This is a genomic window from Facklamia sp. P12937, assembly GCF_050409505.1.
Classification (GTDB): domain Bacteria; phylum Bacillota; class Bacilli; order Lactobacillales; family Aerococcaceae; genus Facklamia.
In genome coordinates this window covers 31,882-56,378 of the sequence record NZ_JBNUPI010000004.1, presented here as the reverse complement: position 1 = coordinate 56,378, position 24,497 = coordinate 31,882, and the positions used below count along the sequence as shown (strand labels likewise).

The 24,497-nt window shown below is 37.8% G+C and carries 26 protein-coding genes and 2 pseudogenes; 13 read left to right on the top strand and 15 right to left on the bottom strand.

Features of this window, described 5'->3' with window-relative positions:
* Positions 1 to 109 precede the first annotated feature (109 nt).
* Genes rsmI through ACQV2R_RS02425 form a run of 9 tightly spaced genes read right to left on the bottom strand, consistent with a single transcriptional unit; the run spans position 110 to position 5,474 of the window.
* The gene (gene rsmI / locus ACQV2R_RS02465) at positions 110 to 997 is read right to left on the bottom strand and encodes a 16S rRNA (cytidine(1402)-2'-O)-methyltransferase (protein WP_428873118.1); all 888 of its coding nucleotides are present in this window, start codon (positions 995 to 997) and stop codon (positions 110 to 112) included.
* Positions 994 to 1,368, bottom strand: a complete 375-nt coding sequence (locus ACQV2R_RS02460) for a GIY-YIG nuclease family protein (protein WP_428873117.1) — start codon at positions 1,366 to 1,368, stop codon at positions 994 to 996. The genes rsmI and ACQV2R_RS02460 overlap by 4 nt, the downstream gene beginning before the upstream one ends.
* A complete protein-coding gene (locus tag ACQV2R_RS02455; RefSeq protein WP_428873116.1) occupies positions 1,355 to 2,143 on the bottom strand; it encodes a tRNA1(Val) (adenine(37)-N6)-methyltransferase in 789 nt (262 codons plus the stop codon). The genes ACQV2R_RS02460 and ACQV2R_RS02455 overlap by 14 nt, the downstream gene beginning before the upstream one ends.
* Positions 2,144 to 2,515 (bottom strand): initiation control protein YabA, encoded by a 372-nt coding sequence (locus ACQV2R_RS02450; RefSeq protein ID WP_428873115.1) that lies wholly within the window; start codon positions 2,513 to 2,515, stop codon positions 2,144 to 2,146.
* Between the two features lie 19 nt (positions 2,516 to 2,534).
* Positions 2,535 to 3,515, bottom strand: a complete 981-nt coding sequence (locus tag ACQV2R_RS02445) for a DNA polymerase III subunit delta' (RefSeq protein ID WP_428873114.1) — start codon at positions 3,513 to 3,515, stop codon at positions 2,535 to 2,537.
* 27 nt (positions 3,516 to 3,542) lie between these two features.
* Positions 3,543 to 3,872 (bottom strand): cyclic-di-AMP receptor, encoded by a 330-nt coding sequence (locus ACQV2R_RS02440; protein ID WP_428873113.1) that lies wholly within the window; start codon positions 3,870 to 3,872, stop codon positions 3,543 to 3,545.
* Between the two features lie 21 nt (positions 3,873 to 3,893).
* Complete coding sequence (tmk, locus tag ACQV2R_RS02435; protein ID WP_428873112.1) at positions 3,894 to 4,529, bottom strand: dTMP kinase; 636 nt, start codon at positions 4,527 to 4,529, stop codon at positions 3,894 to 3,896.
* A 14-nt stretch (positions 4,530 to 4,543) separates the two neighbouring features.
* Positions 4,544 to 5,140 (bottom strand): recombination mediator RecR, encoded by a 597-nt coding sequence (gene recR / locus ACQV2R_RS02430; protein ID WP_090289773.1) that lies wholly within the window; start codon positions 5,138 to 5,140, stop codon positions 4,544 to 4,546.
* 28 nt (positions 5,141 to 5,168) lie between these two features.
* Entirely contained in the window at positions 5,169 to 5,474 is a 306-nt protein-coding gene (locus ACQV2R_RS02425; RefSeq protein ID WP_090289914.1) for a YbaB/EbfC family nucleoid-associated protein, read from the bottom strand.
* 392 nt (positions 5,475 to 5,866) lie between these two features.
* On the opposite strand from ACQV2R_RS02425, the gene ACQV2R_RS02420 reads away from it, so the two are divergent.
* The 7 genes and pseudogenes from ACQV2R_RS02420 to ACQV2R_RS02390 all read left to right on the top strand — a co-directional run.
* Complete coding sequence (locus ACQV2R_RS02420) at positions 5,867 to 6,994, top strand: acyl-CoA dehydrogenase family protein (RefSeq protein WP_428891780.1); 1,128 nt, start codon at positions 5,867 to 5,869, stop codon at positions 6,992 to 6,994.
* Positions 6,995 to 7,030: 36 nt separating this feature from the next.
* A complete protein-coding gene (locus ACQV2R_RS02415) occupies positions 7,031 to 7,852 on the top strand; it encodes a phosphate/phosphite/phosphonate ABC transporter substrate-binding protein (protein WP_428891779.1) in 822 nt (273 codons plus the stop codon).
* A gap of 10 nt (positions 7,853 to 7,862) precedes the next feature.
* The gene (locus ACQV2R_RS02410) at positions 7,863 to 9,044 is read left to right on the top strand and encodes a cobalamin-independent methionine synthase II family protein (RefSeq protein ID WP_428891778.1); all 1,182 of its coding nucleotides are present in this window, start codon (positions 7,863 to 7,865) and stop codon (positions 9,042 to 9,044) included.
* Positions 9,037 to 9,504: an OsmC family protein gene (locus ACQV2R_RS02405; RefSeq protein WP_428891777.1), complete on the top strand. Its 468-nt coding sequence runs from the start codon at positions 9,037 to 9,039 to the stop codon at positions 9,502 to 9,504. Before ACQV2R_RS02410 ends, ACQV2R_RS02405 begins: the two co-directional genes overlap by 8 nt.
* A gap of 413 nt (positions 9,505 to 9,917) precedes the next feature.
* Complete coding sequence (locus ACQV2R_RS02400; RefSeq protein WP_428891776.1) at positions 9,918 to 10,265, top strand: transposase; 348 nt, start codon at positions 9,918 to 9,920, stop codon at positions 10,263 to 10,265.
* 246 nt (positions 10,266 to 10,511) lie between these two features.
* Positions 10,512 to 10,741: pseudogene (locus tag ACQV2R_RS02395) on the top strand (IS1182 family transposase); the annotation flags it as partial.
* A 299-nt stretch (positions 10,742 to 11,040) separates the two neighbouring features.
* Positions 11,041 to 11,154, top strand: a pseudogene (locus tag ACQV2R_RS02390) (hypothetical protein); the annotation flags it as partial.
* Positions 11,155 to 11,362: 208 nt separating this feature from the next.
* Here ACQV2R_RS02390 and dnaX read toward each other — a convergent pair.
* Positions 11,363 to 13,405 (bottom strand): DNA polymerase III subunit gamma/tau, encoded by a 2,043-nt coding sequence (gene dnaX, locus ACQV2R_RS02385; protein ID WP_428891775.1) that lies wholly within the window; start codon positions 13,403 to 13,405, stop codon positions 11,363 to 11,365.
* A 164-nt stretch (positions 13,406 to 13,569) separates the two neighbouring features.
* Between dnaX and sufC the strand changes: the two genes are divergently transcribed.
* The 6 genes from sufC (at position 13,570) to ACQV2R_RS02355 (ending at position 19,036) form a co-directional block, all read left to right on the top strand.
* Positions 13,570 to 14,337, top strand: coding sequence for a Fe-S cluster assembly ATPase SufC (gene sufC / locus ACQV2R_RS02380; RefSeq protein WP_428873109.1), 768 nt, complete (start codon positions 13,570 to 13,572; stop codon positions 14,335 to 14,337).
* Between the two features lie 8 nt (positions 14,338 to 14,345).
* Positions 14,346 to 15,515 carry a SufB/SufD family protein gene (locus ACQV2R_RS02375; protein WP_428881962.1) on the top strand — a complete coding sequence of 390 codons (1,170 nt, stop codon included), beginning with the start codon at positions 14,346 to 14,348 and terminating at the stop codon, positions 15,513 to 15,515.
* Positions 15,508 to 16,746 (top strand): aminotransferase class V-fold PLP-dependent enzyme, encoded by a 1,239-nt coding sequence (locus tag ACQV2R_RS02370; RefSeq protein ID WP_428873107.1) that lies wholly within the window; start codon positions 15,508 to 15,510, stop codon positions 16,744 to 16,746. The genes ACQV2R_RS02375 and ACQV2R_RS02370 overlap by 8 nt, the downstream gene beginning before the upstream one ends.
* Positions 16,736 to 17,245, top strand: a complete 510-nt coding sequence (gene sufU, locus ACQV2R_RS02365; RefSeq protein ID WP_428891774.1) for a Fe-S cluster assembly sulfur transfer protein SufU — start codon at positions 16,736 to 16,738, stop codon at positions 17,243 to 17,245. The genes ACQV2R_RS02370 and sufU overlap by 11 nt, the downstream gene beginning before the upstream one ends.
* The gene (gene sufB / locus ACQV2R_RS02360) at positions 17,245 to 18,639 is read left to right on the top strand and encodes a Fe-S cluster assembly protein SufB (RefSeq protein ID WP_428876587.1); all 1,395 of its coding nucleotides are present in this window, start codon (positions 17,245 to 17,247) and stop codon (positions 18,637 to 18,639) included. Before sufU ends, sufB begins: the two co-directional genes overlap by 1 nt.
* Before the next feature lie 196 nt (positions 18,640 to 18,835).
* Positions 18,836 to 19,036, top strand: coding sequence for a cold-shock protein (locus ACQV2R_RS02355; protein ID WP_428873104.1), 201 nt, complete (start codon positions 18,836 to 18,838; stop codon positions 19,034 to 19,036).
* 265 nt (positions 19,037 to 19,301) lie between these two features.
* On the opposite strand, the gene ACQV2R_RS02350 is transcribed toward ACQV2R_RS02355, so the two are convergent.
* From ACQV2R_RS02350 to ACQV2R_RS02330, 5 genes are all read right to left on the bottom strand, one after another.
* Positions 19,302 to 20,036, bottom strand: a complete 735-nt coding sequence (locus ACQV2R_RS02350) for a glycerophosphodiester phosphodiesterase (RefSeq protein WP_428873103.1) — start codon at positions 20,034 to 20,036, stop codon at positions 19,302 to 19,304.
* Positions 20,036 to 21,169 carry an ABC transporter ATP-binding protein gene (locus ACQV2R_RS02345; protein ID WP_428873102.1) on the bottom strand — a complete coding sequence of 378 codons (1,134 nt, stop codon included), beginning with the start codon at positions 21,167 to 21,169 and terminating at the stop codon, positions 20,036 to 20,038. Before ACQV2R_RS02345 ends, ACQV2R_RS02350 begins: the two co-directional genes overlap by 1 nt.
* 13 nt (positions 21,170 to 21,182) lie before the next feature.
* Positions 21,183 to 22,055 carry a carbohydrate ABC transporter permease gene (locus ACQV2R_RS02340; protein ID WP_428873101.1) on the bottom strand — a complete coding sequence of 291 codons (873 nt, stop codon included), beginning with the start codon at positions 22,053 to 22,055 and terminating at the stop codon, positions 21,183 to 21,185.
* Positions 22,055 to 22,939, bottom strand: coding sequence for a carbohydrate ABC transporter permease (locus ACQV2R_RS02335; RefSeq protein ID WP_428891773.1), 885 nt, complete (start codon positions 22,937 to 22,939; stop codon positions 22,055 to 22,057). Before ACQV2R_RS02335 ends, ACQV2R_RS02340 begins: the two co-directional genes overlap by 1 nt.
* Before the next feature lie 97 nt (positions 22,940 to 23,036).
* Positions 23,037 to 24,353 (bottom strand): ABC transporter substrate-binding protein, encoded by a 1,317-nt coding sequence (locus ACQV2R_RS02330; protein ID WP_428885080.1) that lies wholly within the window; start codon positions 24,351 to 24,353, stop codon positions 23,037 to 23,039.
* Positions 24,354 to 24,497: the final 144 nt, after the last annotated feature.

Here is a 24,497-nt window from a genome sequence, read left to right as displayed (position 1 = left end):
AGGAGTGAAAAATAAAGCAAAGCAATTAATGAGACTTTGCGCCATTTAAAAACGTAGACCAAAACGGATGAGACAAATAAAATGAAAGACAGAAAATACAACAAACCGCTCAGTCCTTTCTGTCGAGATCCAATTCATGATAAGCCGCATAAATTTCTTGTTTTTTGACATTTTGTGCTTGGGCAACCTGTTTAATGGCTGCTTTGGCTGAAAGTTTCTCTTTATCCATTAAAGATTGAACCTGGTCTTTATAGCTTAAGTCTGGATTGAGTAGCGTTTGCCTTTGATCTAATTGACCCATAGAATGCAACAAAAGGACACATTCACCTTTTAAAGAATGCTCCTCAAAATGATTGATTAGTTCTTGGCTTGTGCCTCTAAGATATTCCTCAAACTTTTTACTGATTTCACGAGCTACAACCACTTTTGTATCCGTTCCTAACAGCTGATTAATTTGCTGAATAGATTGCTTTAATCGATAGGGCGACTCGTAAAAAATAGCCGTTTCTTTTCGCCTTCCGATATCTGTTAGTAACTCAACTTGCTCATTTTTACTTCTTGGAAAAAAGCCATAATAAGTAAAGGTGTTTGCAGGTAATCCTGAAGCAACCAAAGAAGTAATGGCGGCACTCGCTCCTGGAAGGCTTATTACGGCTAATGAATTAGCCAGTAGGGATTGTACTAGAGGATGGCCAGGATCGTTGATTAGTGGCATACCAGCATCTGAGACTAGGGCAACCGTATGTCCCTCTCCAATATAGGCCGTCCACTTATCTACTTCCGATTGATTCGAGTGGTCGTGGAAAGAAAACATTCTTGTTTTAATATCATAATGCTTCAACAAAATTCCTGTTTTTCGCGTATCTTCAGCCAAGATTAGATCGACTTCTTGAAGAATTCTAACCGCTCGAAAAGTCATATCTTCTAAATTACCTATTGGAGTAGGAACCAAGTAGAGACAAGAGCTTTCTGTTTGATAACTCTTTTGAATATTCAAAATGCACTCACTTCCTTTAAGCTTAAATCTCTTTGTAAATGACAAATCAAATGCTGACTGTAATCTTTAATAATATAAACACCCTTATCAAAATTAGCCATACCGTTTTTAGCCAAGTAATATTCTTTTTTGGGACGATTTAACTGTTTGAAATGGTACTCCGCAGACATCGCTAAAGACTTATTCGGCCACTTTTCAACATAGATTAGTTTTAAAGGCTGCCGCTTTTTAACGCGAGTATACTTCGCTCCTTTGCCCTTATTATGAGCTTCTAACCTTTGCCTAAGATTGGTTGTAAATCCTCCATAAAGTGTTTTGTCATGACAGTATAAAACATAAAAGTAGAACCCTTCATCATTAATGATTTCCATAGTAGATCTCCTGCATCATAGGGGTATAGGATCCATCTTCTTGATGTACGATAATTGCAGGTTCAACTCGAACGCCTTGTCTTCCTCCCCTGGCAATGGCCTCTACCAAGACACTATTGGCATTCTCAGCTTGTTTTGGATGGACAAAGCAAAGGCGTTTGATAGCAAAGTGATGATTTAATAAACTCATCATTAGATCGTCTAATCTATTTGGGCGATAAACAATAAATAGCCTGCCTTTTTGCTTAAGTAATTGGCTCGCTTTGCTCACCCATTCATCTAAAGTTAAGTGAATTTCATGACGAGCAATAGCATGATAAGGATTAGAATGTAATTTAGCTGCCTCATTGAGCGAAAAATAAGGAGGATTACAGCTGATAACATCTAATCGCTGATTATTTGCTTTTAATTGCCTTAAATCCCCCTGGATGATTTCAATTTGTTCTTCTAAACCGTTTAATCGAACCGATCGTTTTGCCATATCTGCAATATCTGCTTGCAACTCAATAGCTTGAATTTTAGCATCTGTCCGATGCGATAAGAGTAGAGGAATGATGCCACCGCCTGTACAAAAATCCATTATCCTTGAGGAAGAGGACCGCTGATTGAATGTGATAAAATTCGCCAGCAAAACGGCATCCACAGAAAAAGGAAAGTAATTTGGATTTTGTATTACATAACGGTTTTCTCGAATCAGAAAATCAAGTCGTTCTTCATCTTTCACCAATCGTATTTGTTCATCAGTCAGTTTTGGCATAAACAGTTCTTTTGTCATCTATTGCTCTCCTAAAGAGTCAATAATGTCTTGACAAAAGATACATTCTTCATTGGTTTCACGCTTACTACCAAAATAATGATGACAAATATGAATACCATCATTATAGAAGGCTTGAAGACGAGCTTGCCCACTTTGACGATGCTCAAGCGTTTGCTCTGATTTATCAATAACTTGATTTTTTTGATTTTCCTCATCTTTTAATGGCTTAATTTCTATTTGCTCAACTGCTTGGTACTGCTGCATCCTTAACCGATTGTTTTCATTAGTTAACCGTGTCACTTCTTCCGACAAGGTGTTAACCGTTTCGAACAATTGATTCAGCTCTTGGTTAACTTGCATAAGAAGTTCTTCAATTTTTATTTCAGACATGCTAACACCTCTCTTCATATTACTTCCATTCACACATTTTAATCGCTAAGCGCTCATAGGCCAACTGTGGTGTGACATTAAACAAAAGGAGTTTTTTACTATCCATTAAGAGCTCATTCATTCTATGATAGCTTGTTTGACTCATTTGATGATCGATTCTCTCTTTAATTCTATTTACCCTCTTTTGTAAACTTCCTAAGTGGTTTTCTTTAGATGGATAGTGACTCAATAACAATTGGGCATTCAACCAATTTAAATAATCGAGACCATCTTGGCCTTGATTATAATTAAGATAGGGTTTTAAATGTTGCTGAATAGCGACAAAAGCATAAGGGTTTTCTTGTATCAATAACTGATAAAAATATTCTATGGCTTTTAGCCAAGCTTCGAAAGACTCCGCCTCATAGTCATCCATTAAATTCTCCAAGCGATTGGCTGATAGCTTTAACATTACTCTTGCATGCTGATCACGAATACCTGCTTGCACCATCTGATCAATTTGAGAGTGTTCTTTATCATCTTCCAAGATCACTTCCTGAACTCTCGATTGAATAGTCGGTAGTAATTGTTCAGCCTGACGACTAAATAAAAAGATATAAACATTAGGACTTGGTTCTTCCAAAAAAAGTAAAAGAGCATTGGCTGCTGCTGGGCCCATTAAATCTGCCTGCTCAATCGTAGCAATTTTAAAATCAGCCTCAATCGGACTCGTTCCTAACCATTCTTTTAGCCCTCGGATCTGATCCACTTTGATGCTACGCCCATCGGGTTCAATAGTCATATAATCTGCAAACTGACCCCTAGTAATTCTCTGACAGTCCATGCAATTTAAACAAGCCCTTCCTTCTGCATCAAAATGCTTACAAACAAGGGCTTGAGTAATTGTATCCACTAATTCTTTTTTTGCTGGGTTTAATTCGCCAGTAAATAAATAAGCGTGAGCGAGTCGCTTATGTTGTATCAATAGATTAAAATGCTTTTTGGCAGCTTCTAACCGCATAGACTCCCTCTTTCAAATGCTTGTCTCTTAGAAATGGAAGAAACTTTCAATAGGTAGAACAAAAACAGTCGCTCCACCAACTTCAACTTTTAATGGGTAAGTATTTGAAACTTCCAAATTCATATCTAGATGGATAGGTGTTGAAATATATTGCTCACGAGACTGACATGAAGCTTTAATAACTTCAAGCACTTCCTCAATTCGCTCATCTTCTACTCCTAATAAGAATGTTGTATTACCTGAACGAAGAAAACCTCCAGTTGAAGATAATTTTGTCGCACGGATATCATTTTCTAATAAAGCCTTCCCCAAAACTTGTTGGTCTTGATCTTGCACGATCGCTACTAGTAATTTCATATTATCCCTCCTGATGTATTATTACTTAATCATACCACGTTTTTTTAGAGTTTCGAAGCACTCCAAGCTAACTTGTTCTACACTTTGATTACCATCAATTACCACAATATTTTCCCATTGAGGTATCAAGTCGAGATAGGTTTGTCTGACTCGTTGATGAAAGGCAAGTGCCTCCCGATCGAGGCGATCATACTGTCTACTACCACGAGCTTTCTCGATCCTCTCCAAACCTATGTCAGCAGGAACATCTATTAAAATGGTAAGGTCTGGTAAGTGGTCTTCAATGGCGAACTGGTTAATCTGCCAAACGGCCTCTAAACCGATTGCTCTTGCAACGCCCTGATAGACTAATGAAGACAGCACAAAACGGTCACTAATCACCATTTTCCCCGCTTGAACATTGGGTAAAATTGTTTCACTCAAGTGTTGCCGACGACTTGCTGCATATAGTAAGGCCTCTGTTCGATAGTCCATAGCTGTATTATTAATATCTAAAATGAGTTCGCGAATTTGCTCAGCTATCGGGCTGCCCCCTGGCTCTCTAGTAAATACTGCTTCTACACCTTCTTTTTCAAGCATTGGACCTAAAACTTTGATAATCGAGGTTTTCCCTGATCCATCTGGTCCTTCAAACGCAATAAACTTCCCTTTTGGCATTTGATACTCCTTTATTATAACTCTCTTCGGCCTTCAATGGCACGAAAGAGGGTCATTTCATCTGCGTATTCGATATCGGATCCCACTGATAATCCATGAGCGAGACGCGTTACTTTTATGCCGGCCGGCTTAATCAACCTTGATAAATAAATGGCTGTCGCTTCACCTTCAGCAGTTGCATTAGTAGCTACAATCACTTCTTTCACTTCTTCATTTTGTAATCTTTTAATTAGCGAAGCGATATTCAAATCTTCAGGGCCAGTCCCTTCCATTGGTGACAAAACGCCTTGCAGAACATGGTAGCAACCATGATACTCTTGCATTTTCTCCATAGACATCACATCTCTGCTGTCTTCGACCACTAAGATAGTGGACTGATCTCTGCCCTTGTCACTACAAATCATACATGGATCCGTGTCAGTTATGTTTCCACATACTGAACAATACTTTAAATCCCGTTTAGCATTAATTAAAGCTTGAGCAAAGTAAGAGACATCTGCTTCCGGCATTTCTAAAACATAAAAAGCCAAACGAGCGGCGGTTTTAGACCCAATGCCAGGTAGTTTTGAAAAACTATTAATTAATTTTGCGATGGGTGAAGGATAATCCATTCCGACCTCCTCCTTTCTTTCCTATATACTAGAAAGGCAAGTTTAGCCCTTTTGTGAATTGTCCCATTTGGTCTTGTGTAGTCTGTTCCACTTCTTGAATGGCTTCATTAACGGTCGCTAAGACTAAATCTTGTAACATTTCAATATCTTCAGGGTCTACTAGCTCGGGCTTTAAAGTTAGTTCTTTGATTTCTTTTTTACCGTTCATTACCACTTTAACAAGTTGTTGTGCATCTTCGACCACAAATTCTTTAGCTTCTAATTCTTTTTGTGTCTTTTCCATTTCTTTCTGCATTTTCTGAACTTGTTTCATCATATTTCCCATATTTGGCATCATAAGTTTGCTTCCTCTCACACTTTTGTAAATGATTTTAAATACCCTTTGGTATTTATCATTCTTATGACTCAATTATAGCATACTCCATCGGCTTCTTTCGACTACAAAAATGCCCTTTTAATCCTTCTGTTTTTTTAAATGACCTTTCGATTTAAAAATCTCACCCAGTACTAAAAAAGCATAAAAATTTTAAGGCTATTTAGAACTTTTATAAATAATATTAATAAATGAAAATTCAGGCGTTTCAATAGATTTTTTCCTAACGTTTAACAAAAACTATTAAATTTTAGGCTTATTTATCAGAAAGTATGATACCAGAGGGACTGGTTAAGGTTTTTTAGTTTGATAAAATGAGTGTACAAAAATTTTATCTATTATAGGAGGTCAAAATGACTACTTTTTATGAGGAAGCTAAGGCGTTTGCAACCAAGCATATATTACCTTATTCAGTCGAAGTGGATGAGAAAATGGAGTTTCCTGAAAAATCTTTTGAAGAGATCGCTAAAGCTGGTTACTTTAAATTGATGATTCCTAAAGAATATGGTGGTCTTGGAAAGGGTATGGCAGAACACTCAGCTGCCTGTATGGCTTTTGCACAAGCAAGTGCTACTACCGGTCTTTGTTATATGATGCATAATGTATGTTTAAGCATCATCTTAAAATACGGTAGTGAGCAATTAAAAAACAAAATTCTTAAAGATGTGATTGAAAACAACAAATTTTTAGGCTTTGCTTACTCAGAATTTGGATCTGGTACTAATTTCTATATACCAAGTATTGATGCCAAATTTACAGAAAATGAAGTAATTCTAAATGGTAGCAAGAGCATGGTCACATCTGCCACTTACGCTTCCTATTACTTATTATTATCTCCTTCAGAAGCTGGCGAAGGTGTAGATAATTGGATTGTTCCAATTGAAAAAGAAGGAGTTACCTTTAAATCAAGTGAATGGAATGGCCTTGGTATGCGAGGCAATGTTTCCTGTCCAATGGAATTTAAGGATGTGAAGCTAGAAAAATCTTACCGTATTGGTGAAATAGGAGCTGCCATGACACATATTTTTGAGGTAGTCGCCCCTTACTTTATTACCGGTTTAGCTTCTGTATATTCAGGTGTATGTCAAGCTGTCTTGACTGAAGCCCTTTCTCATGCAACAAGTAGAAAACATAACACTGGTCAGTCTCTAGCTGAGTATGAAACCGTTCAAACTCACTTAGCTAAAATTTATTCTCAAACTAATGCGGCTGTCTTAGGCACTCAAGAAGCTGCTCGAGCTGTAGATGCGGGTGAAGAAGATGCTATTGTTAAAGTTATCTCTGCCAGAATCTTTGCATCCGAGGCTGCCATCGAAGTCTCTCGCTTAGGAATGCGCATTGGTGGGGGAAAAGCCTACAATAAACAGGGTATTATGGAACGTCTTCTTAGAGATTCTTATGCCGGACAAATTATGGCACCTGGTGTCGATGTTTTAACCCTTTGGTTAGGAAGAGCCTTGGCTGGATTACCATTAATTTAATTAGCCGTTAATCAAAATTATAGAGGAGGATTTTAAATGACAGAAAAATTAAAAGTAGGTGCGGTGATTTACGCTCCTCAAGTAACCGTTATTTGGGGAATTATCGCTGACTTTTTTAAAAATGTAGGTTTCGAAATTGAACCCGTTTATTTTAAAGATTATAGAATGCAAGTGGATGCTTTGATGAAAGAAGAAATTGATGTAGCTTGGAATTCCCCCCTTGCTTGGTTAGATACTCATTTAAGAACAGATGGAAAGGCTCCCTGTGGATCTATGAGAGACACAGATAGAGATCGCTCTAGTTATTTAGTAGTTAAAAAGGATCTTTATAATTCCATAACAGATCTCAAAAGAAAGAAAATTGGCTTTGGTGCGATCGATTCTCCACAAGCTCGTTTAATACCTATCTACCACTTGCACAAAGCTGGTTTGGAATATGATAAAGACTATAGTGAAAAAATCTTTAACATTGGTGTTGGTCTTCATGGTGACCATGTTGGTGGAGAACTAGATGCGGCTAAGGCTCTATTAGCTGATGAAGTAGATGCAAGCTGGATGTTAGATATGAATTATGAAAAATGGATTTCAGATGGAACATTAGATGAAAATCAAATTATTATTCTAGATAAAACATCTCATTTTGATCATTGCATCTTCTCAGCTAGAGAAAATATTGATAGAAATCAATTTGATGAATTTACCCGCATTTTACATAAGATGGATTATAATAATCCAGAGCATAAAGAAATGATGGACCTTGAAGGGTTAAAAGAATGGGTTCCTGGCCGACTAACTGGTTATGAGCAAATTACTAAAGCTAATGAATACTTAGATTTCTTTAAAACTTTCCATAAATAGGCGGTGTCTTATGAAAAAAGTTTTTGATGCCTTCACTATCACTCTCGTCGGTAGTATGCCTAGGAGTAAAAATTTAATGACTTTAAAAAGAAAAGTAAGTCGAGGCCTAGCTGATCAAGCTGATCTAGAAGACTTACTTGAAAAAGAAACCCAAAAAGTGGTTTCTTTACAAGAAAAAAATGGCATTAATATTATTACAGATGGAGAGCTTGATCGAGATAATTATGTTTCTTTTATTTCCAAAAAAATAAAAGGAATTGTCACGATGAATATGGGAGATATGCTTGAATTTATTGATGATAAAAAAGCATTCGAACAAATTCTTGAGATTTTAGATGTCCCTGCTGTAAGTATTAAAAATGCCATTTGCAATGGGAAAATGGAATATGTTAAGCCCTTAGTAGCAGATAATATGAGAAAGCTTAAAAACTATACGAATTATCCCATTAAAGCCACTTTACCCGGCCCCTACTTAATGACACGCTCAATGTGGCTACCTGCATTATCTCAAAAGCACTATGCCAATAAAGAACAATTAGGAAAGGCTGTCATCTCTATTTTAAAAAAGGAAATAGATCATTTGCTAGAAACAGGTGTAGATGTTATCCAATTCGATGAGCCTGTATTAACCGAAGTTGTTTTTTCTGAAGGAAAAACAAGATCCTTCATGTGTGCGGCACTAGCTGAAAAAAAAGATCCAGCAGAAGAATTAGAATTCGCCACTCACTTAATCAAATCAGTTTTTGATTACCTAAGAGACAAACCTGTTTACTCTAGTCTACATGTCTGTCGTGGTAATTGGAGTAAAGATGAACAAATTCTATTAAGTGGACCTTATACACCTCTGGTAGGGCTCTTTGAAAATGTTTTGCCCGATGTATTAACCCTAGAATTCTCTACCCATAGAGCAGGTGAGGTCGAATCTTTATTATCAAGCAAAAAGATTAAAGATCACTGTATTTTAGGATTTGGAGTCATTAATCCCCGAATAGATGAAATAGAACAAGCGGAAGATATAGTAAATCAGGTAGAAAAAGCCTTGAAATATATAGCAAAGGGGAAAATTTGGTTGAATCCAGACTGCGGTTTTGCAACTTTCGCAAATAGACCGGTAAGTACTTTTACTATCATTGAGAAAAAGCTTGAACAACTTAAACTAGCCAAAAACATTTTAAAGGATAAATATGAATAATCTCTATGAATCTCAATTTTATGATTTTTCCTACAGGGCCATTGTTGATACGGAAAGTAAAGTGAAGTTTTTTACGGATAAAGACTTTATAAAAGTAGATTATGACCTTAGTTTTGACTTGGAAGATAATCACAAGACTGCTGTTAATTATCTTCTAACTTCGATTCTCTCTAACGTCCTGATTACTTTAATACAAAGGGCTAAAATTTCAAAAATAGAATTATTTGATGTAGAAGGTAAAATCAACGCTCAGTTAAATAACCCACTCACTTTATTAGGCGTTCATGGTTATAACAAAGCTCCATTTATAAAAGAATGTCAAATCATTATTTACATTGGGTCTGAGATGGAACAAGAAGATTTAATCGCTTTTTGCCACTCTGCTCTAAAATATTGTGTTGTTTATAATTCTTTAAAAGATGCCATTAAATTTAAGCTAAATTTTGTAGCCATTTTTTAAGCATTTGACGTACTTTTAAATTCACTTTAACAATCCATTATTTAATGACTCACATGTGTGGCCTATTAAATAAAAAGTAGATTAGGGGTTGGGACAAAAGCCCTGAATAATTAAAGAAAGTCCGGTTAACGATGAACTCGTTGATCGGACTTTTCTTTAAAAAGATAAACATAGAAAGCGTTTCCTGATATAATAGTAGTAACCACAAAACCATTTAGGAGGGGCTTTCTATGTACCAACAGTATCCTATGAATCAAACTTGCTTGCCACTGGAAATTGAGTGTTTATTCCCTGAAAATCATATTGCTTAGCGAATTCATGAGGTAGTCGAACAGATTCCAGAAGCAAATATTCGCCCATTTGAACCCGCCGATGGGCGACCCGCTTATCATCCTCGTGTCCTACTTAAAGCATTGTTATTTGCTTATTCTGAAGGTGTTTATTCAGGTCGTCGGATTCAAAAGAGGATGGAAGAAAATCTTGCGATGCATTGGTTAACTGGGCAACAGATTGTTTCCTATCGCACAATCAATCGCTTCCGATCATCCGAGACAGCCGCTTATCTTCTACAGGATTTATATGTTCATTTTACTGTACAATTAAAACTTGACCAGCTGATTACTTTCGATCAGGTGTTTATAGATGGGACGAAGTTTGAAGCTGACGCTAATAACTATTCGTTCGCATGGAAGAAAGCCATTGACCGTTATGAAGCAGCGCTCACCCATTCGGTGACGACGTACTTTAACGAACAGATTTAACCAAAGATTCAGCAGGCGATGGCTTTCGATCAAGCCGACACCTTACAGGCAGACCTCGTTACGATTGAGCAACTCTTAAGCGAAGAAATTGAAACGCTTAACCGGACGATTGATTCGCAACCTGTTGTCGGAGCAGATGAACGCAAAAAGAAGCGCCGTCGTCTCAAAAAGTATCACCGAAAAATCGCCCAGGATTTTATTCCTCGTAAAGAAAAATACACCGCTTATCAAGCGCCATTCAACGGTCGCAACAGCTTTTCTAAGACAGATCATGACGCAACATTTATGCGTATGAAGGAAGATCCTATGCGCAACGGTCATCTCAAGCCGGGTTATAATGTTCAGATTGCCACGGAAAATCAATAGGTCTTAACCTATGATGTCTTCCCCAATCCGACAGATACGCTGACGCCGGGTATGGCAGTGAGGAAAATTTAACTTACTTAACCAACCATGGATACAAGTACCTTATTAAATAGAATTTATTTGAAAAAGAGCAAACGAAGAAATACCAACGGACCCTTAAATTTAAGGGGAACTGGCGCATCGACCGCTAAAAACAGACAATCACATGGTCTGAAGGAATTATTATTACTATCATCATACGCGACATGCAAAAACACGTAGTGGCTATGAAAGTAAGATTGATGTTTACCGACCGAAAGAGCCAGACAAGGCACCTCAAAAAGCAATCTACTACAACTCGCATTAGGAATCACTCAAGCAAAATGAACGAGCGAAGCTTTTATCTGACGAAAAAAAGGCACTCTACAGTCAACGAAAGATGGATGTAGAGTCTGTATTCGGTCAGGTAAAGACAAATTTAGGTTTCACTCGGCTCCACCTTCGCGGTGAAGACCGATGTAGGGCTGATATTTATGGCCAATAATCTACGTAAATACGCAAAGCAGCGAGCCTAGAACGGAAAGTAACTTTCCAATCTAGGCTCGCTGTATATTTTGAGGCGGGTAAGGAGGGCTTTTGTCTCAGCCTCTTTAATTAATAAAAATACTCGCTTAAAACAAATAGACTAAAATTACTAAATAATCGTCTCCTAGTTTCCTTTTAAAATGACGCTTATTTTTATAAGTATCGTTTTAACGATCATTGTAAATGATAATATTTTCTTCTCCAAAGAGTTCAATGGCTTTTTGGACTGCTGGGTTTTCTTCCTCTAGATTATCCTCTATATCAAAAAATCCCGTTTGCCCATCCGCCGGTTGAATACTTGAACTTTCTCCCTCTTCAATATGGTGAATTTGACTCCGTTGGAATAAAGCTGCTACATCTTCTGCCGGCTCAGGTAATTGAGCTTCAATTGATTCTAACTCTTCATTTTGAGGCCTATTTTTTTCAGTTTGATCAATTTCTGATAAATTATCCTGATTAATGTGACCTGGGGGATTGTCCTGCGAATCTGTCTGATCATTTTGTAGCGAATCAATAGTTCCTTCTGACGGAGTTATACTTTCTTGAACTTTTGATAACTTTTTAGCTAGTTCTATCGGCTTTCTACCATTTTGTTCAAACAAGATTTTGTAATCCCTTCGAATACCAGACCAATCAGCCTGCCACAAATAAGTGAAGTGAATCGCCTTACCTAAACGCTGACTCGCTATATTGTTCACCTGATCCATTAAATGACTATCATGTTGAACAATCGCGCATAAATTTTGGTCTTCGAAGGAAATCAAAGCGCAGTCTGGCCCTGCCGCTAACGGTCTAGTATTATTCAAGCGAACTCTTTGGTTAGGAGCTAGTTCAGCTAAAATAGCTGACCACTCTTTTTTTAAATGGTTAATATCTTCTTTAGTTGCTTGATTCAAAACATTATAAATCGCATGTAAGTCGACCACATAATCTTTTTGAGCAAAATCAGGCTTTTTACGCGGAGTTAATTCCGTTTGATTATTAACTCCTTGAGTAGTACTTTTTTGATTATTTATAAGTTCAGCAAGTAATTTTTTTTGTTTTTCTAGTTCCTCTTGTAACAGTCTAATCTGACTTTCTATCTGTCCAGACATTTGAGGCTCTACTTGCTCTACTTCTTCTCTTAGAAGTAGGTCCTGCCCTAATTGTGCTAATTGAACCGTCATAACTTCTAAATAAACTTCTGGTTGTGTAGAAAAACGCATCTTATTTTGCGCTTGATTCAAAAAGTCAATTAACTGATAAAAGAATGCTGGCTCAACATTTTCTTTCAATGGCTGTAATTCTTGGTCAGTTAGCAGTGTATGGTTCTTAATTGAAAATAAACTTAAAAGGACATCTCTAGCAAATAAAATCAGTTCTTCAATAAATCGCCCAGCCTGTTTTCCCTCTTGTAATTGTTCTTCCAAGATCTGTAAGGCTTCTTCTACTCGTGATTGAGCAAGCGCTTGAATATATTGAACATAAACGGTTTGAGCAAAAGAACCGGATACTAACAAAGCCGTTTCAAGTTCTAGGTGATCTTGCCCATAAGAAAGCGCTTGGTCTAGTAGACTTAGAGCATCCCGCATTCCACCGTTAGCTGCTCGAGCAATAACTTTCAACGCTTCAAGATCATAGTCTTGTTGGTCATGGTCCAAAATATATTGCATCCTTCTAATCAAATCAAGGTCTTTAATCCGTTGAAAGTCAAAGCGCTGAGTTCTTGATAAAATAGTGGCCGGTATTTTATGAGGCTCCGTCGTCGCAAGTATAAAAATTACATTGGCAGGAGGCTCTTCTAATGTTTTTAAGAGTGCATTAAAGGCACCAGTTGTTAACATATGAACCTCATCAATAATATATACTTTATTCTTGGCACGTGTAGGAGCATAGCGAACACGGTCTCTCAGGTCACGAATTTCATCAACTCCGTTATTCGATGCCGCATCAATCTCAATCACATCACTAATCTCTCCTGAAGTAATCCCTTGACAAATAGAACATTCATTACAAGGATTTCCATCCGTTGAATTAGGACAATTGACCGCTTTTGCAAGTATCTTAGCAACAGAAGTTTTACCCGTTCCTCTTGGACCTGAAAAGAGATAGGCGTGGCTTAATTGTTGTTTAGCAATCGCATTCCTCAAAGTTTGGGCGATCATTTCTTGCCCGACTAATTCATCAAAAGATTGCGGTCGCCAAACACGGTATAATGCCTGATAACTCATTATTTATAGCCTCCTCCATTTAGTAAACTTATTATATCGAATTTGTCACCGCTTGGCGAATGCTTTTAAAATCTGCCTAAATAGATACTCTAAAATTCAAGATTTTAATCTTCACAATTTATGGTAGAATATAGCTTGTGAAAATGATTAGAAGGAGCGAGTTTATGTCCACACTAGAAATCAAAAATCTACACGTAGAAATTGAAGATAAAAAAATATTAAAAGGTGTTAATTTAACAATTAACACTAATGAAGTGCATGCTATTATGGGACCAAACGGAACAGGTAAGTCTACTCTTTCACAAGCTATCATGGGGCACCCTGACTATACAGTTACACAAGGTCAGGTTCTACTTGATGGTGTTGACCTCTTAGAAATGGAAGTCGATGAGCGTGCTAGAGCCGGTCTGTTTATGGCCGTTCAATACCCAAGTGAGATTTCAGGTGTTACTAATGCCACTCTTATGCGTGAAGCCATCAACTCACGCCGTAAAGAAGATGATCAGATGCCTATTTTTGAATTCTTAGACAAATTAGATGCAAAAATGGCGCTTTTAGATATGTCTGATGAAATGGTTGAACGTTATGTGAATGAAGGATTCTCAGGGGGCGAAAAAAAACGCAATGAAATCCTTCAAATGTTAATGATCGAACCTCGTTTTGCTCTCTTAGACGAGATTGATTCTGGCTTAGATATTGACGCTTTACAAGTTGTATCCAAAGGCATCAACTCTTTACGTGGTGAAGATTTTGGCGCTTTAATTATTACCCACTATCAACGCCTTTTGAACTATGTTGAGCCAGATTTTGTTCATATTATGATGGATGGACGCATCGTGAAATCAGGTGGATCTGAGTTAGCCCTAGAATTAGAAGCCAAAGGGTATAAAGAGATAGCTCTCGAAAACGGCATTGAATTAAATGAAGAGTAGGTGAAAAGATGACTCAACAATTATTCGCACCAACTGTCAACTGGCTTAAGGATATCTTTGACCAAAGTCAACAAGCATTCGAGAATACAAGACTTCCCACCATCGAACGAGCAAAGATCGAAACCTGGCCTTTATTTGTCGAAGCTCAAAGTAGGCCTTCAGCAGCCGAAAGAAAATTAGCTACTCATCCGGACCTTATCATTGCTGATTGGCAAAGCGCTCAAACTGATCACGAAGAACTTTTAAAAAAGTATTTATTCCAAGCAGTTCCTGCTAATCAAGATAAAGTTTCTGCTTTCCAATTAGCTCATTTAAATCACGGCACCTTGATTTATGTTCCTGATAACTATCAAGGCAATGAAACCTTTGAATGGGAGCAAAATTTCGATGATGGAGCCCATCAATATCTACTACTTGCCGTTGGCAAAAACAGTCAGTTTACTTTTTTTGAAAAACTAAAACAAAATCAAGTGGCTAACCATAGTCAAAGCTACACAGTAGAAATCATCCTCGAAGATGGAGCAAACTTGCATTATATGGCTATTGATCAAACGAAAACCGACCAAGCTAGCTATATTCGTCGCCATGCTTTGGCTAAGAACGACGCTCATATTCAATGGTCAATTGGTTCATTTAATGATGGAGCAACAATTGTCGATTTAGCTTCTAATTTAAAAGGTAAAGGTTCACACGCTCATTTATCCGAAGTGGCTATTTCTAATCAAAACTTTAAACAAATTTTAGACACCAAAATCAGTAATTATGGCAACCATTCCATTGGACACATTAACCAAAGAGGTGTTGCCTTAGACCAAGCAGTCCTGACAATGAATGGTATTGGCAAAATTTTCAAAAATGCTAAAAACGCGGATGCTCAACAAGAAAACCGTTTACTCATGCTCTCTGATCAAGCCCGTGGTGATGCTAACCCCATTCTTTTAATTGATGAATTTGAAGTGACTGCAGGACACGCTGCCTCCGTATCCAAGGTGGATGACAGTCAATTATGGTATTTAATGACTCGTGGAGTAAATCGCACTAAAGCAGAATATCTAGTCATCCGTGGCTTCTTAATGCAAACTTTAAATCAAATTAAAGATCCTGAGAGAAGACAAATGATGATTGATGCTTTAGACCAAAAATTAGAAAGCATAAATTCAGGTGATAGCCTTGACTAGACAAAATCTTTTAAAAGTTCGTCAAGAATTTCCTATACTCGATCAAATCGTTAATGATGAGCCACTTATTTACTTTGATAATGCGGCGACTTCCCAGACCCCTCAATCAGTGGTCGAGGCAATTGTTGCCTATTATCAACAGGATAATGCCAATGTTCACCGTGGCGTACATACCCTAAGTGAGCGCGCTACCCAAGCCTTTGAAAAAGGTCGTGAAAAAATTGCGGCTTTTGTCGGGGCAGAAGCCAGTGCCTGCATCTCATTTAGCTCAGGGACAACCGATAGCATCAACAAAATTGCTCGTGGACTCATCGAACCACGCCTTCAAGATAGAGATATCATACTCACAACGCGCTTAGAGCACCATTCCAACCTAGTGCCTTGGCAAGAAGTATGTAAACGCACCGAAGCTAAGCTCAAATTTATGGACCTAACTGCTGATTATCAAGTGGATGTAGAAGCTTTATCACGTAAGTATAAAGATCAGCCAGTCAAAGCAATTGTTATTCAACACTTTTCAAATGTGTTAGGTGTACAGCAACCCATTCAAGCTCTCAGTCAATGGGCCCACCAACAAGGTGCCCTTTTGATTGTTGATGGTGCTCAAGCCAGTCCACATATTCGTTTACATTTGAAGGAATGGGAAGTTGATGCCTATGCATTCTCAAGCCATAAAATGTATGGTCCGATGGGATTGGGGATCACCTATTTAGCTAAAGAACATCATGAAAGCTGCTTACCGGTTAGCTTCGGTGGTGAGATGATTCACCTAGTAGAAGACACTCAATCCAACTATAAGCAGGCTCCTTGGAAATTTGAGGCCGGCACCCAGGCAATCGCTCAAGTGGTTGGGTTGACTCAAGCAATTCAGTGGATTGAAGCTATTGGCTTTGATCAAATTCAAGCCCAAGAGAAATTATTAGGCGATAGACTGTATCAAGGAATGAAAGAGTTAGAGGACGTCGTTCTTTATACTCCTGAATCGGCTAAAAGTCATGGTATTCTTTCTTTTAATATTAAGGGAGTCCATCCGCATGATGCTGCAACAGGTTATGATCAATTAGGGATCGCAGTCCGAGCAGGACACCACTGTGCTCAACCCTTGATGCGTCTGCTTGAAACTCCAGCGACTTTAAGAGCCAGCCTGATGGTTTATAATACTCTTGAAGAAGTCGACCGTTTTATAGAAGCTACCAAAGAAATAAAGGAGTTTTTCACTTATGGCACTTAGTCGATTAGACCAACTCTATCGTACGATTGTACTTGACCATTCTTCAAACCCTCATCATCGAGGGCATTTAGAAAAACCTACCCATCAAATGCAATTACTCAACCCAACTTGTGGTGATGCCATTACTGTGGATATGATTGTTAAAGATAATCAGATTGAACAAATTGCTTTTAATGGTGAAGGTTGCACCATTTCTATTTCCTCAGCCAGTATGATGACGGATTTAATGATTGGTAAAACGGTTGATGAAGCCATCCAATTAGTGCATGACTTCAATCAATTAGTAGGTGGAACAATCGGTAACGATGAAGAAAAAAAAGATGAAGCTGAATTACGCAAACAATTAAAAGATGCAGCTATTTTGGCTGGCGTCAAAAATTTTCCAGCCCGTTATAAATGTGCCATTCTTTCTTGGCGAGCCGTCGAGTACGGACTCGATCAAAACCGCAATGAACAATTGCTCCATCAAGATGGCATTGAAAGAAAGGAAGATGAATAATGTCAGAAGTTCCTGTATTAGGTGAATACGAATACGGTTTTAAAGACGATGCTAAAATCCTCTTTTCGACTGGAAAAGGACTTAATGAGCAAGTCATCCGTACGATTTCAAAAGAAAAAGATGAACCCGAGTGGATGCTTGACTTCCGGTTAAAAGCTTATGAAACTTTCCGCAATAAAAAAGTCTCTACCTGGGGCGTTGATTTATCTGATTTAAATTTCGACGATTATATCTACTATCTAAAAGCAACCGACCAACCTGTTCGTACGTGGGATGAGGTGCCAGACAAAATTAAAGAAACTTTTGAACGTCTAGGTGTGCCAGAAGCCGAACGGGCTTTCTTAGCTGGAACCAGTGTTCAGTATGAATCAGAAACCGTATATTCGCGAATGAAAGACGAAGTGGATAAATTAGGCATAATCTTTACCGATACCGACTCTGCTTTAAAAGACCATCCCGAACTTTTTAGAGAACATTTTGCCTCAGTCATTCATCCCAATGAAAACTTTCAAACAGCCTTAAACTCAGCTTGTTGGAGTGGTGGATCTTTTATCTATATTCCTAAAGGGGTTAAAGTTGATATGCCACTTCAAGCCTATTTCCGTTTAAACAATTCGAGTGTGGCACAATTTGAACGCACCTTAATTATTGTGGATGAAGGGGCGAGCGTGCATTATGTGGAAGGCTGTACTGCTCCAACTTATTCCGCCACTTCCATGCATACTGGGGTGGTGGAAATCGTTGTTAAGAAAAATGCAACATGTCGCTACACAACCATTCAAAACTGGTCCAATAATGTCTACAACCTAGTAACACAGCGTGGAACAGTTGCTGAAGGTGGTACCTTGGAATGGGTAGATGGTAACTTAGGCTCTTATAAAACGATGAAGTACCCTTCCTGTCGCTTAAATGGCGAGGGAGCTAGAGGAACTGTCTTATCCATTGCCTTTGCCGGCGAGGGACAACATCAACATTCTGGAGCTAAAATCTATCACAATGCTCCAAACACTTCCTCAACCATTGTTTCCAAATCGATTGCTAAAGATGGGGGAAATGTCGATTATATGGGGCAGTTGTACTTTGGCCCTGAAGCAGATGGGGCTAAATCCCACGTAGAGTGTGACACCATTATCATGGATGAAAAATCAAAATCAGATACCATCCCTTTCAATGAAGTACATAACTCGAATGTTTCACTTGAGCACGAAGCCAAGGTATCACGTATTTCTGAAGAACAGCTCTTTTACTTAATGAGTCGTGGCATTAGCGAAGAAAAAGCGACTGAAATGATCATCATGGGCTTTGTCGAACCTTTTGCCAAGGAATTGCCATTGGAATACGCCGTCGAGTTGAACCGTCTGATTGCTTATGAGATGGAAGGTAGCGTGGGTTAAATCTCTATTAAATGATTTAAATTGTTATTTATTTTAAATAAGTGTTGACAATTCATCCAATAAGGAACATACTGTGTCTTGTAGTAAAGAAATAAGTTAATTAAGTCATTTTCATTCAACCATGTAAAATCTTCTTTTAAATTATTTAGTTATTGCAATACAAAGTGCTTAAGACGCACACAGGAGGATTTACATTATGAACACAGGTACAGTAAAATGGTTTAATGCAGACAAAGGTTTTGGATTTATCGAAGGTCAGGATGGAAATGATGTTTTTGCACATTTCTCTAACATCCAAGGTGACGGCTTTAAATCCTTAGACGAAGGTCAAACAGTAACATATGACGTAGAAGCTGGCCCACGTGGCAACCAAGCTACTAATATTGTTAAACTATAATTAACCTTATCAAAGGCATCCCTTAGTGGATGCCCCAGATTGAAGACAAACCCTGCTTGAGTTTATCTCAAATAAGGGTTTGTCTTTGTTTGGCTCTATGTCAAATAGGGTTGATGGAAGAAAAATTCTTCCTTCAACCCTATTTATTATAGAACCATTATTATACATAAAAAAGCCCTCTAAACCACTAAGAAATAGTGATTTAGAGGGCTTTGTCTACAGTCTGATTCCTTCTGTTTACCCAGAAGGAATTTTTTGCTAGAACTTAAATTAATTCTAAAGCTCTCTCAACATAGTTGGTTATAATGCGATCCACACCCGCATCAATCATCATCTGGATATGATCAGCTTCATTGACTGTATAAGTGTTAATTTCGACTCCCTGACGATGACATTCTTCAATATCTTCTAAGTCCAAAGTCACAAAAGCAGGATGATAATGACCGACACCATGTTCCTTACAATATTTACCAGGGTTTAATTGACCCGACGCCGTTAAAAAGCCGTATTCAATTTTACTATCCCCTGCTAGGCGCATAAAATCACGCACACTGTGGTGATTAAAAGATGAAATCAAAACACGATCTTCTAATTTAAATTCCCTGATTAATTCTAAAACTTTAGCATTAAGACCCTCATAGCGAAAAATGTTAGTTTTCAACTCGATATTAACTTTAATATCTAGAGGCTGCATCCATTCAAAAAATTCGCGCAAAGTCGGAATTTGAATGTCTCTTGCGGACTTAACTTGTGTTTCTTTGAAGTTAGCATAATAGTTATACTGACGTAATTCAATTAAGGTCATATCTTTTACATAGCCACTACCTGTTGAAGTGCGATCAATCGCTTCATCATGAATGATGACTACCTCTTGGTCTTTGGTTAAATGGACATCTAACTCAATGCCTTCAATCGGAAATTTTGCCGCTTCTTTGAAAGCTAACATGGTGTTTTCAGGATATATTCCAGAATAACCGCGATGTGCAATAATTTTTACCATTATTTATCAAAATCCTCTCCCACTATTCGATTGAGTATCGACGCTTCTGTTTTCTGATCAAACAACATGATTTTATTCAAGTCCAACTGAACTTGAACTTCTTCACCAATTTTAACAGGACGTGCCGGTGAAAAACGAGCCACCAACTCCCGACTAGAAGTAGGATGATCAAAATAAACAAAAGTGTCAGAGCCTACTTGCTCAACATTTTTAGCGATAACATTCAAACCTGAGGTGTTTAAACCCTCGGCCTTATGGTGCATGTCCTCCGGGCGAATGCCAATATAAACTTCCTGGTCTTCTACTTCAACAAGCAACTGATCTTTAACTTCTTCAGCGAGCTCAAACGATTGATCAGCAATTTTAAGGTTTACTTTCCCATCTTTAATGACTAATCTACCATTGAACATATTAATCATGGGTGACCCAATAAATTCAGCAACAAACTTATTACATGGATTATAATACAAATTGGCCGGTGTGTCATATTGTTCGATACTTCCAGCATTCATCACAGCTATTCGCGTTCCCATTGTCATGGCTTCTGTTTGGTCATGGGTAACATAAACAAAGGTCGTTCCTAATTCACGATGCAACTGGGTAATTTCAGACCGCATCGATACCCGTAATTTAGCGTCTAAGTTGGATAGAGGCTCATCTAATAGAAAAACCTTAGGATTTCGCACCATAGCTCGACCTAAAGCCACTCTTTGACGTTGTCCCCCTGATAAAGCGCCTGGTTTCTTGTCAAGTAGTTCCGTTAACTGAAGCGCTTTAGCAACTTGCTCTACGCGTAATTGACGATCCTTTTTACTGATTCCATTCATCTTCATTGAAAATCCCATATTATCACGAACATTCATATGTGGATAAAGCGCGTAAGATTGGAAAACCATGGCAATGTCACGATCTTTTGGCTGTAAGTTATTAACCCTTAAATCACCAATCCAGAGTTCTCCTTCTGAAATACTCTCTAAACCAGCAATCATACGTAAAGTTGTTGACTTGCCACAGCCAGAAGGACCTACTAATACGATGAACTCTTTATCTTCAATTTCCAAATCAATATTTTTGACTGCTTTAAAGCCATCATCATAGATTTTAGCAACTTTTCTTAAACTTAATTTCGCCATAAATATTCTCTCCTTATCCTTTCACTGCTCCGGCCGTAAGTCCCTTTACCATATTCCTTGATCCAACAATAAAAATAAGCAGACTTGGAACCATACAGATCATAACCCCTGCTACCATTAAAACCAGTGACTGTGAATCCACCGAATTCAGCATGCTAATACCTATCTGAACGGTACGATTCTGATCATTATTTGTCACTAGTAAAGGCCACATATACATATTCCATCCCGATAAGAATGATTGAACAGACATAGCTCCTAAGGTTGGTTTAATCAAAGGCATCAAAATGGTTAAAACAAATCTGAAATCTGTACAACCATCTACCTTAGCAGCTTCATACACTTCATAAGGAAAGCTCTGCAAGGCTTGAACGCATAAGAAGATATTAAAGGCTGAAATAATAAAGGGTATAATTAACACGTAGAGGGAATCATTCCAACCCCAAGATGAAATCATTAAGAATTGCGAAATAATAACGGCTTCGCCTGGAATCATCATTGTCGATAGGATCAATGCATATAACAGCCCTTTACCTTTGAAGTTCAAAAAGCGAAAGGCGAAAGCAGCTAAGACAGAAGTTATTAACTGACTAAGAGTGATGGCTACTGCAACAATCATTGAATTTCTTATATAAATTCCTATCGGTGCTATTTTAAAAACATCAAGAAAGTTAGTTAATGTAGGATTTTTAGGAAACCAAACACTTTCTGGATCGTATAACTCTCCAGAAGGTTTAACGGACATCATTAGCCCGTACAATAAAGGCGAAAGAACAATCAGTAACATAACTATATTTAAAAGCAATCGTACAATACTCCATACAGTGATTGATTCGCGTCTTTTTTTAATTTTATTGTCCTTATTTTCTTTAATAAGTTCTGCCATTATGCACTCTCCTTTCCACGGATTTTAAACATGATAATGGTCAAGATCATAACGATTAAAAATAAAACAACTGACTCGGCTGAAGCATAGCCATAGCGATAATTCATAAAGGCATTTCGATAAATATCATAAACAATCACATTCGTTGCTTGACCTGGCCCACCCTTGGTTAAAATATTTATCTGTCCAAACCCTTGGAAAGCGTTAATAACGTTGGTTACAACCACGAAAAAAAGGGTTGGCTTCAATGATGGAATGGTTATATAAATAAATTTCTTAATCCCGTTTGCCCCATCAATCGAAGCTGATTCATAAAGAGAATCGTCAATGCTGGCTAAGCCAGATGAGAAATACAAAAAATTCATCCCTGAATTCAACCAGCCGGTCATAATACCCACAACTAATAAGGCACTGCTTGGTTGAGAGAGATAATTAATATAAGTTCCCAAAATCCGGTTCACAATCCCAACCGTTGGATTTAACATCACTTGAAAAATCATGGCCATTCCAGCAGACGCAATTGCCATTGGCATAGCGTATGAAGTTGAAAAAATTTTAATTCCTGGGAATGTTTTTTGACATAAAAGTGCTGTAATAAAGCCTAATACAACGCCTACAAAAACAACTATAACAACAAATTTAAAAGATACTAAAACACTGTTCCAAAAGCTTTCACTTGCAAAAAGTTCTGTATAATTCCCCAAACCAAGATATTCTGCATTTTGTCCTAAATTATTGGTCAAAAATAAACTCCGATAAATGGTCTGAAAAAATGGCCAGAACATAAATATAGATAAGATTGTCATCGCTGGGAGTAAATAGCCATATCCTTTTACTTTTTCCCAAGTACTTCTCTTTGGCTCGATGATTACAATTTCTTCCATCTTTCCACCTCTTCCCATCAAAAACCTTCCACATAAAAAATCGAGAGAACACCAATAATGAAGCTCCCTCGATTATCTATACATTTAATTCATTAAATTATTGGTTGGCTTGATTGTAGTTTTCAATCGCTTTATTGATTTGATCTGCCATAGCTTGTGCAGCTGATTTAGGATCTGTTTCACCATTAATAACTTTTTCAAGTTCATTTTCAAAAACTTGACGCGCTTCTTGAGCAACACCTGCTAAAGCCCCTTGATCATCTGCGGTCGAATCATGCAGCTGATCAATCGCTGTTTGGAATTGCGGGAATGCTTCTAAATTGTCTTTAAAGTTTTGCTCCTCGTGGGCCGCTAGGTTAACTGGGAAATATCCTGTATCAACATTCCATTGTGCTTGTGAGGCAGGAGATACTAAGAATTGAATAAAGTCCCAAGCTGCATCTTTTTTAGCCTCATCATCTGATTCAATCATCCAAAGAGAAGCGCCTCCAATGGATACGCCACCCTTATCTTCTGAGTCGATACCAGGATAATAAGCCGTACCAATTTCAAAACGCCCATCTACTTCAGTTAACAATTGACGTAAACTTGCAGTGGAACCAAAAGTAATAGCTGATTGCCCTGCAATAAATTCTGGATGTCCACCCTCACGACCTACGTTAGGCATAACACCCGCATCCACACCTTTTTTCCACATGGTTAAAATCTTTTCCATACCTCCATTTTCAATAAAGGCCACTGATTCAGGTGCTCCATCGCGTCCGTTAGCATGGTCAAAGATTTCTTTTTCCATTTTGTTAAACCATTGATCAATCCACCAACCATAGATTCCGATAGATGCTGGCATAGCGGCACCAGCTTCTTGTAATTTGGGTCCAATTTCAATTAAGTCTTCTAAGGTTGTTGGAACTTCTACGCCAGCTTTATCAAAAATATCTTTATTATAGTACATTAAAGGGGTCGAATTATTAAAAGGCATCGAGTGTAATCGATCCTCAATAGTGAAATAAGCCAATAAATTAGGCTCCAATAAATCTAAATCAAAATCTGTCTTATCTACATAATCTTGAATTGGAACCGTTAAACCTGAATCAATCATAAAGGTTGTTCCAACTTCAAATACTTGAACCACATCTGCACCCACTTCTGATCCTGAAGCAGAAGAACGTAATTTGGTTAATGTTTCGTCATAAGACCCTTGATACTGTGCATCAACTTCCACCGCATCTTGAGATTCATTATATTGATCTACTAGTTTTTGTAAAGCTTCTCCAACAGAGCCTCCCATTCCATGCCAGAATGATAATTTAACTGGCTCTGCAGCTTGAACAGTTTGACTTAAAGGTAATACACTCGCTACTGACATTGAAGCTGATAGTAATCCCACCATCAATTTCTTAATTACTTTTTTCATGGTGCTTCCTCCTTTGTTATCGATCCTTTTAAAGTGACCGTTGACAAAAATATAGCATGCTAGTATTAACTTTAAGTAAATTCATTGTAAATATTTTGTAAATTTACATGCAATTTTTTTCAGAAAATAAAAAAACACCTTTAT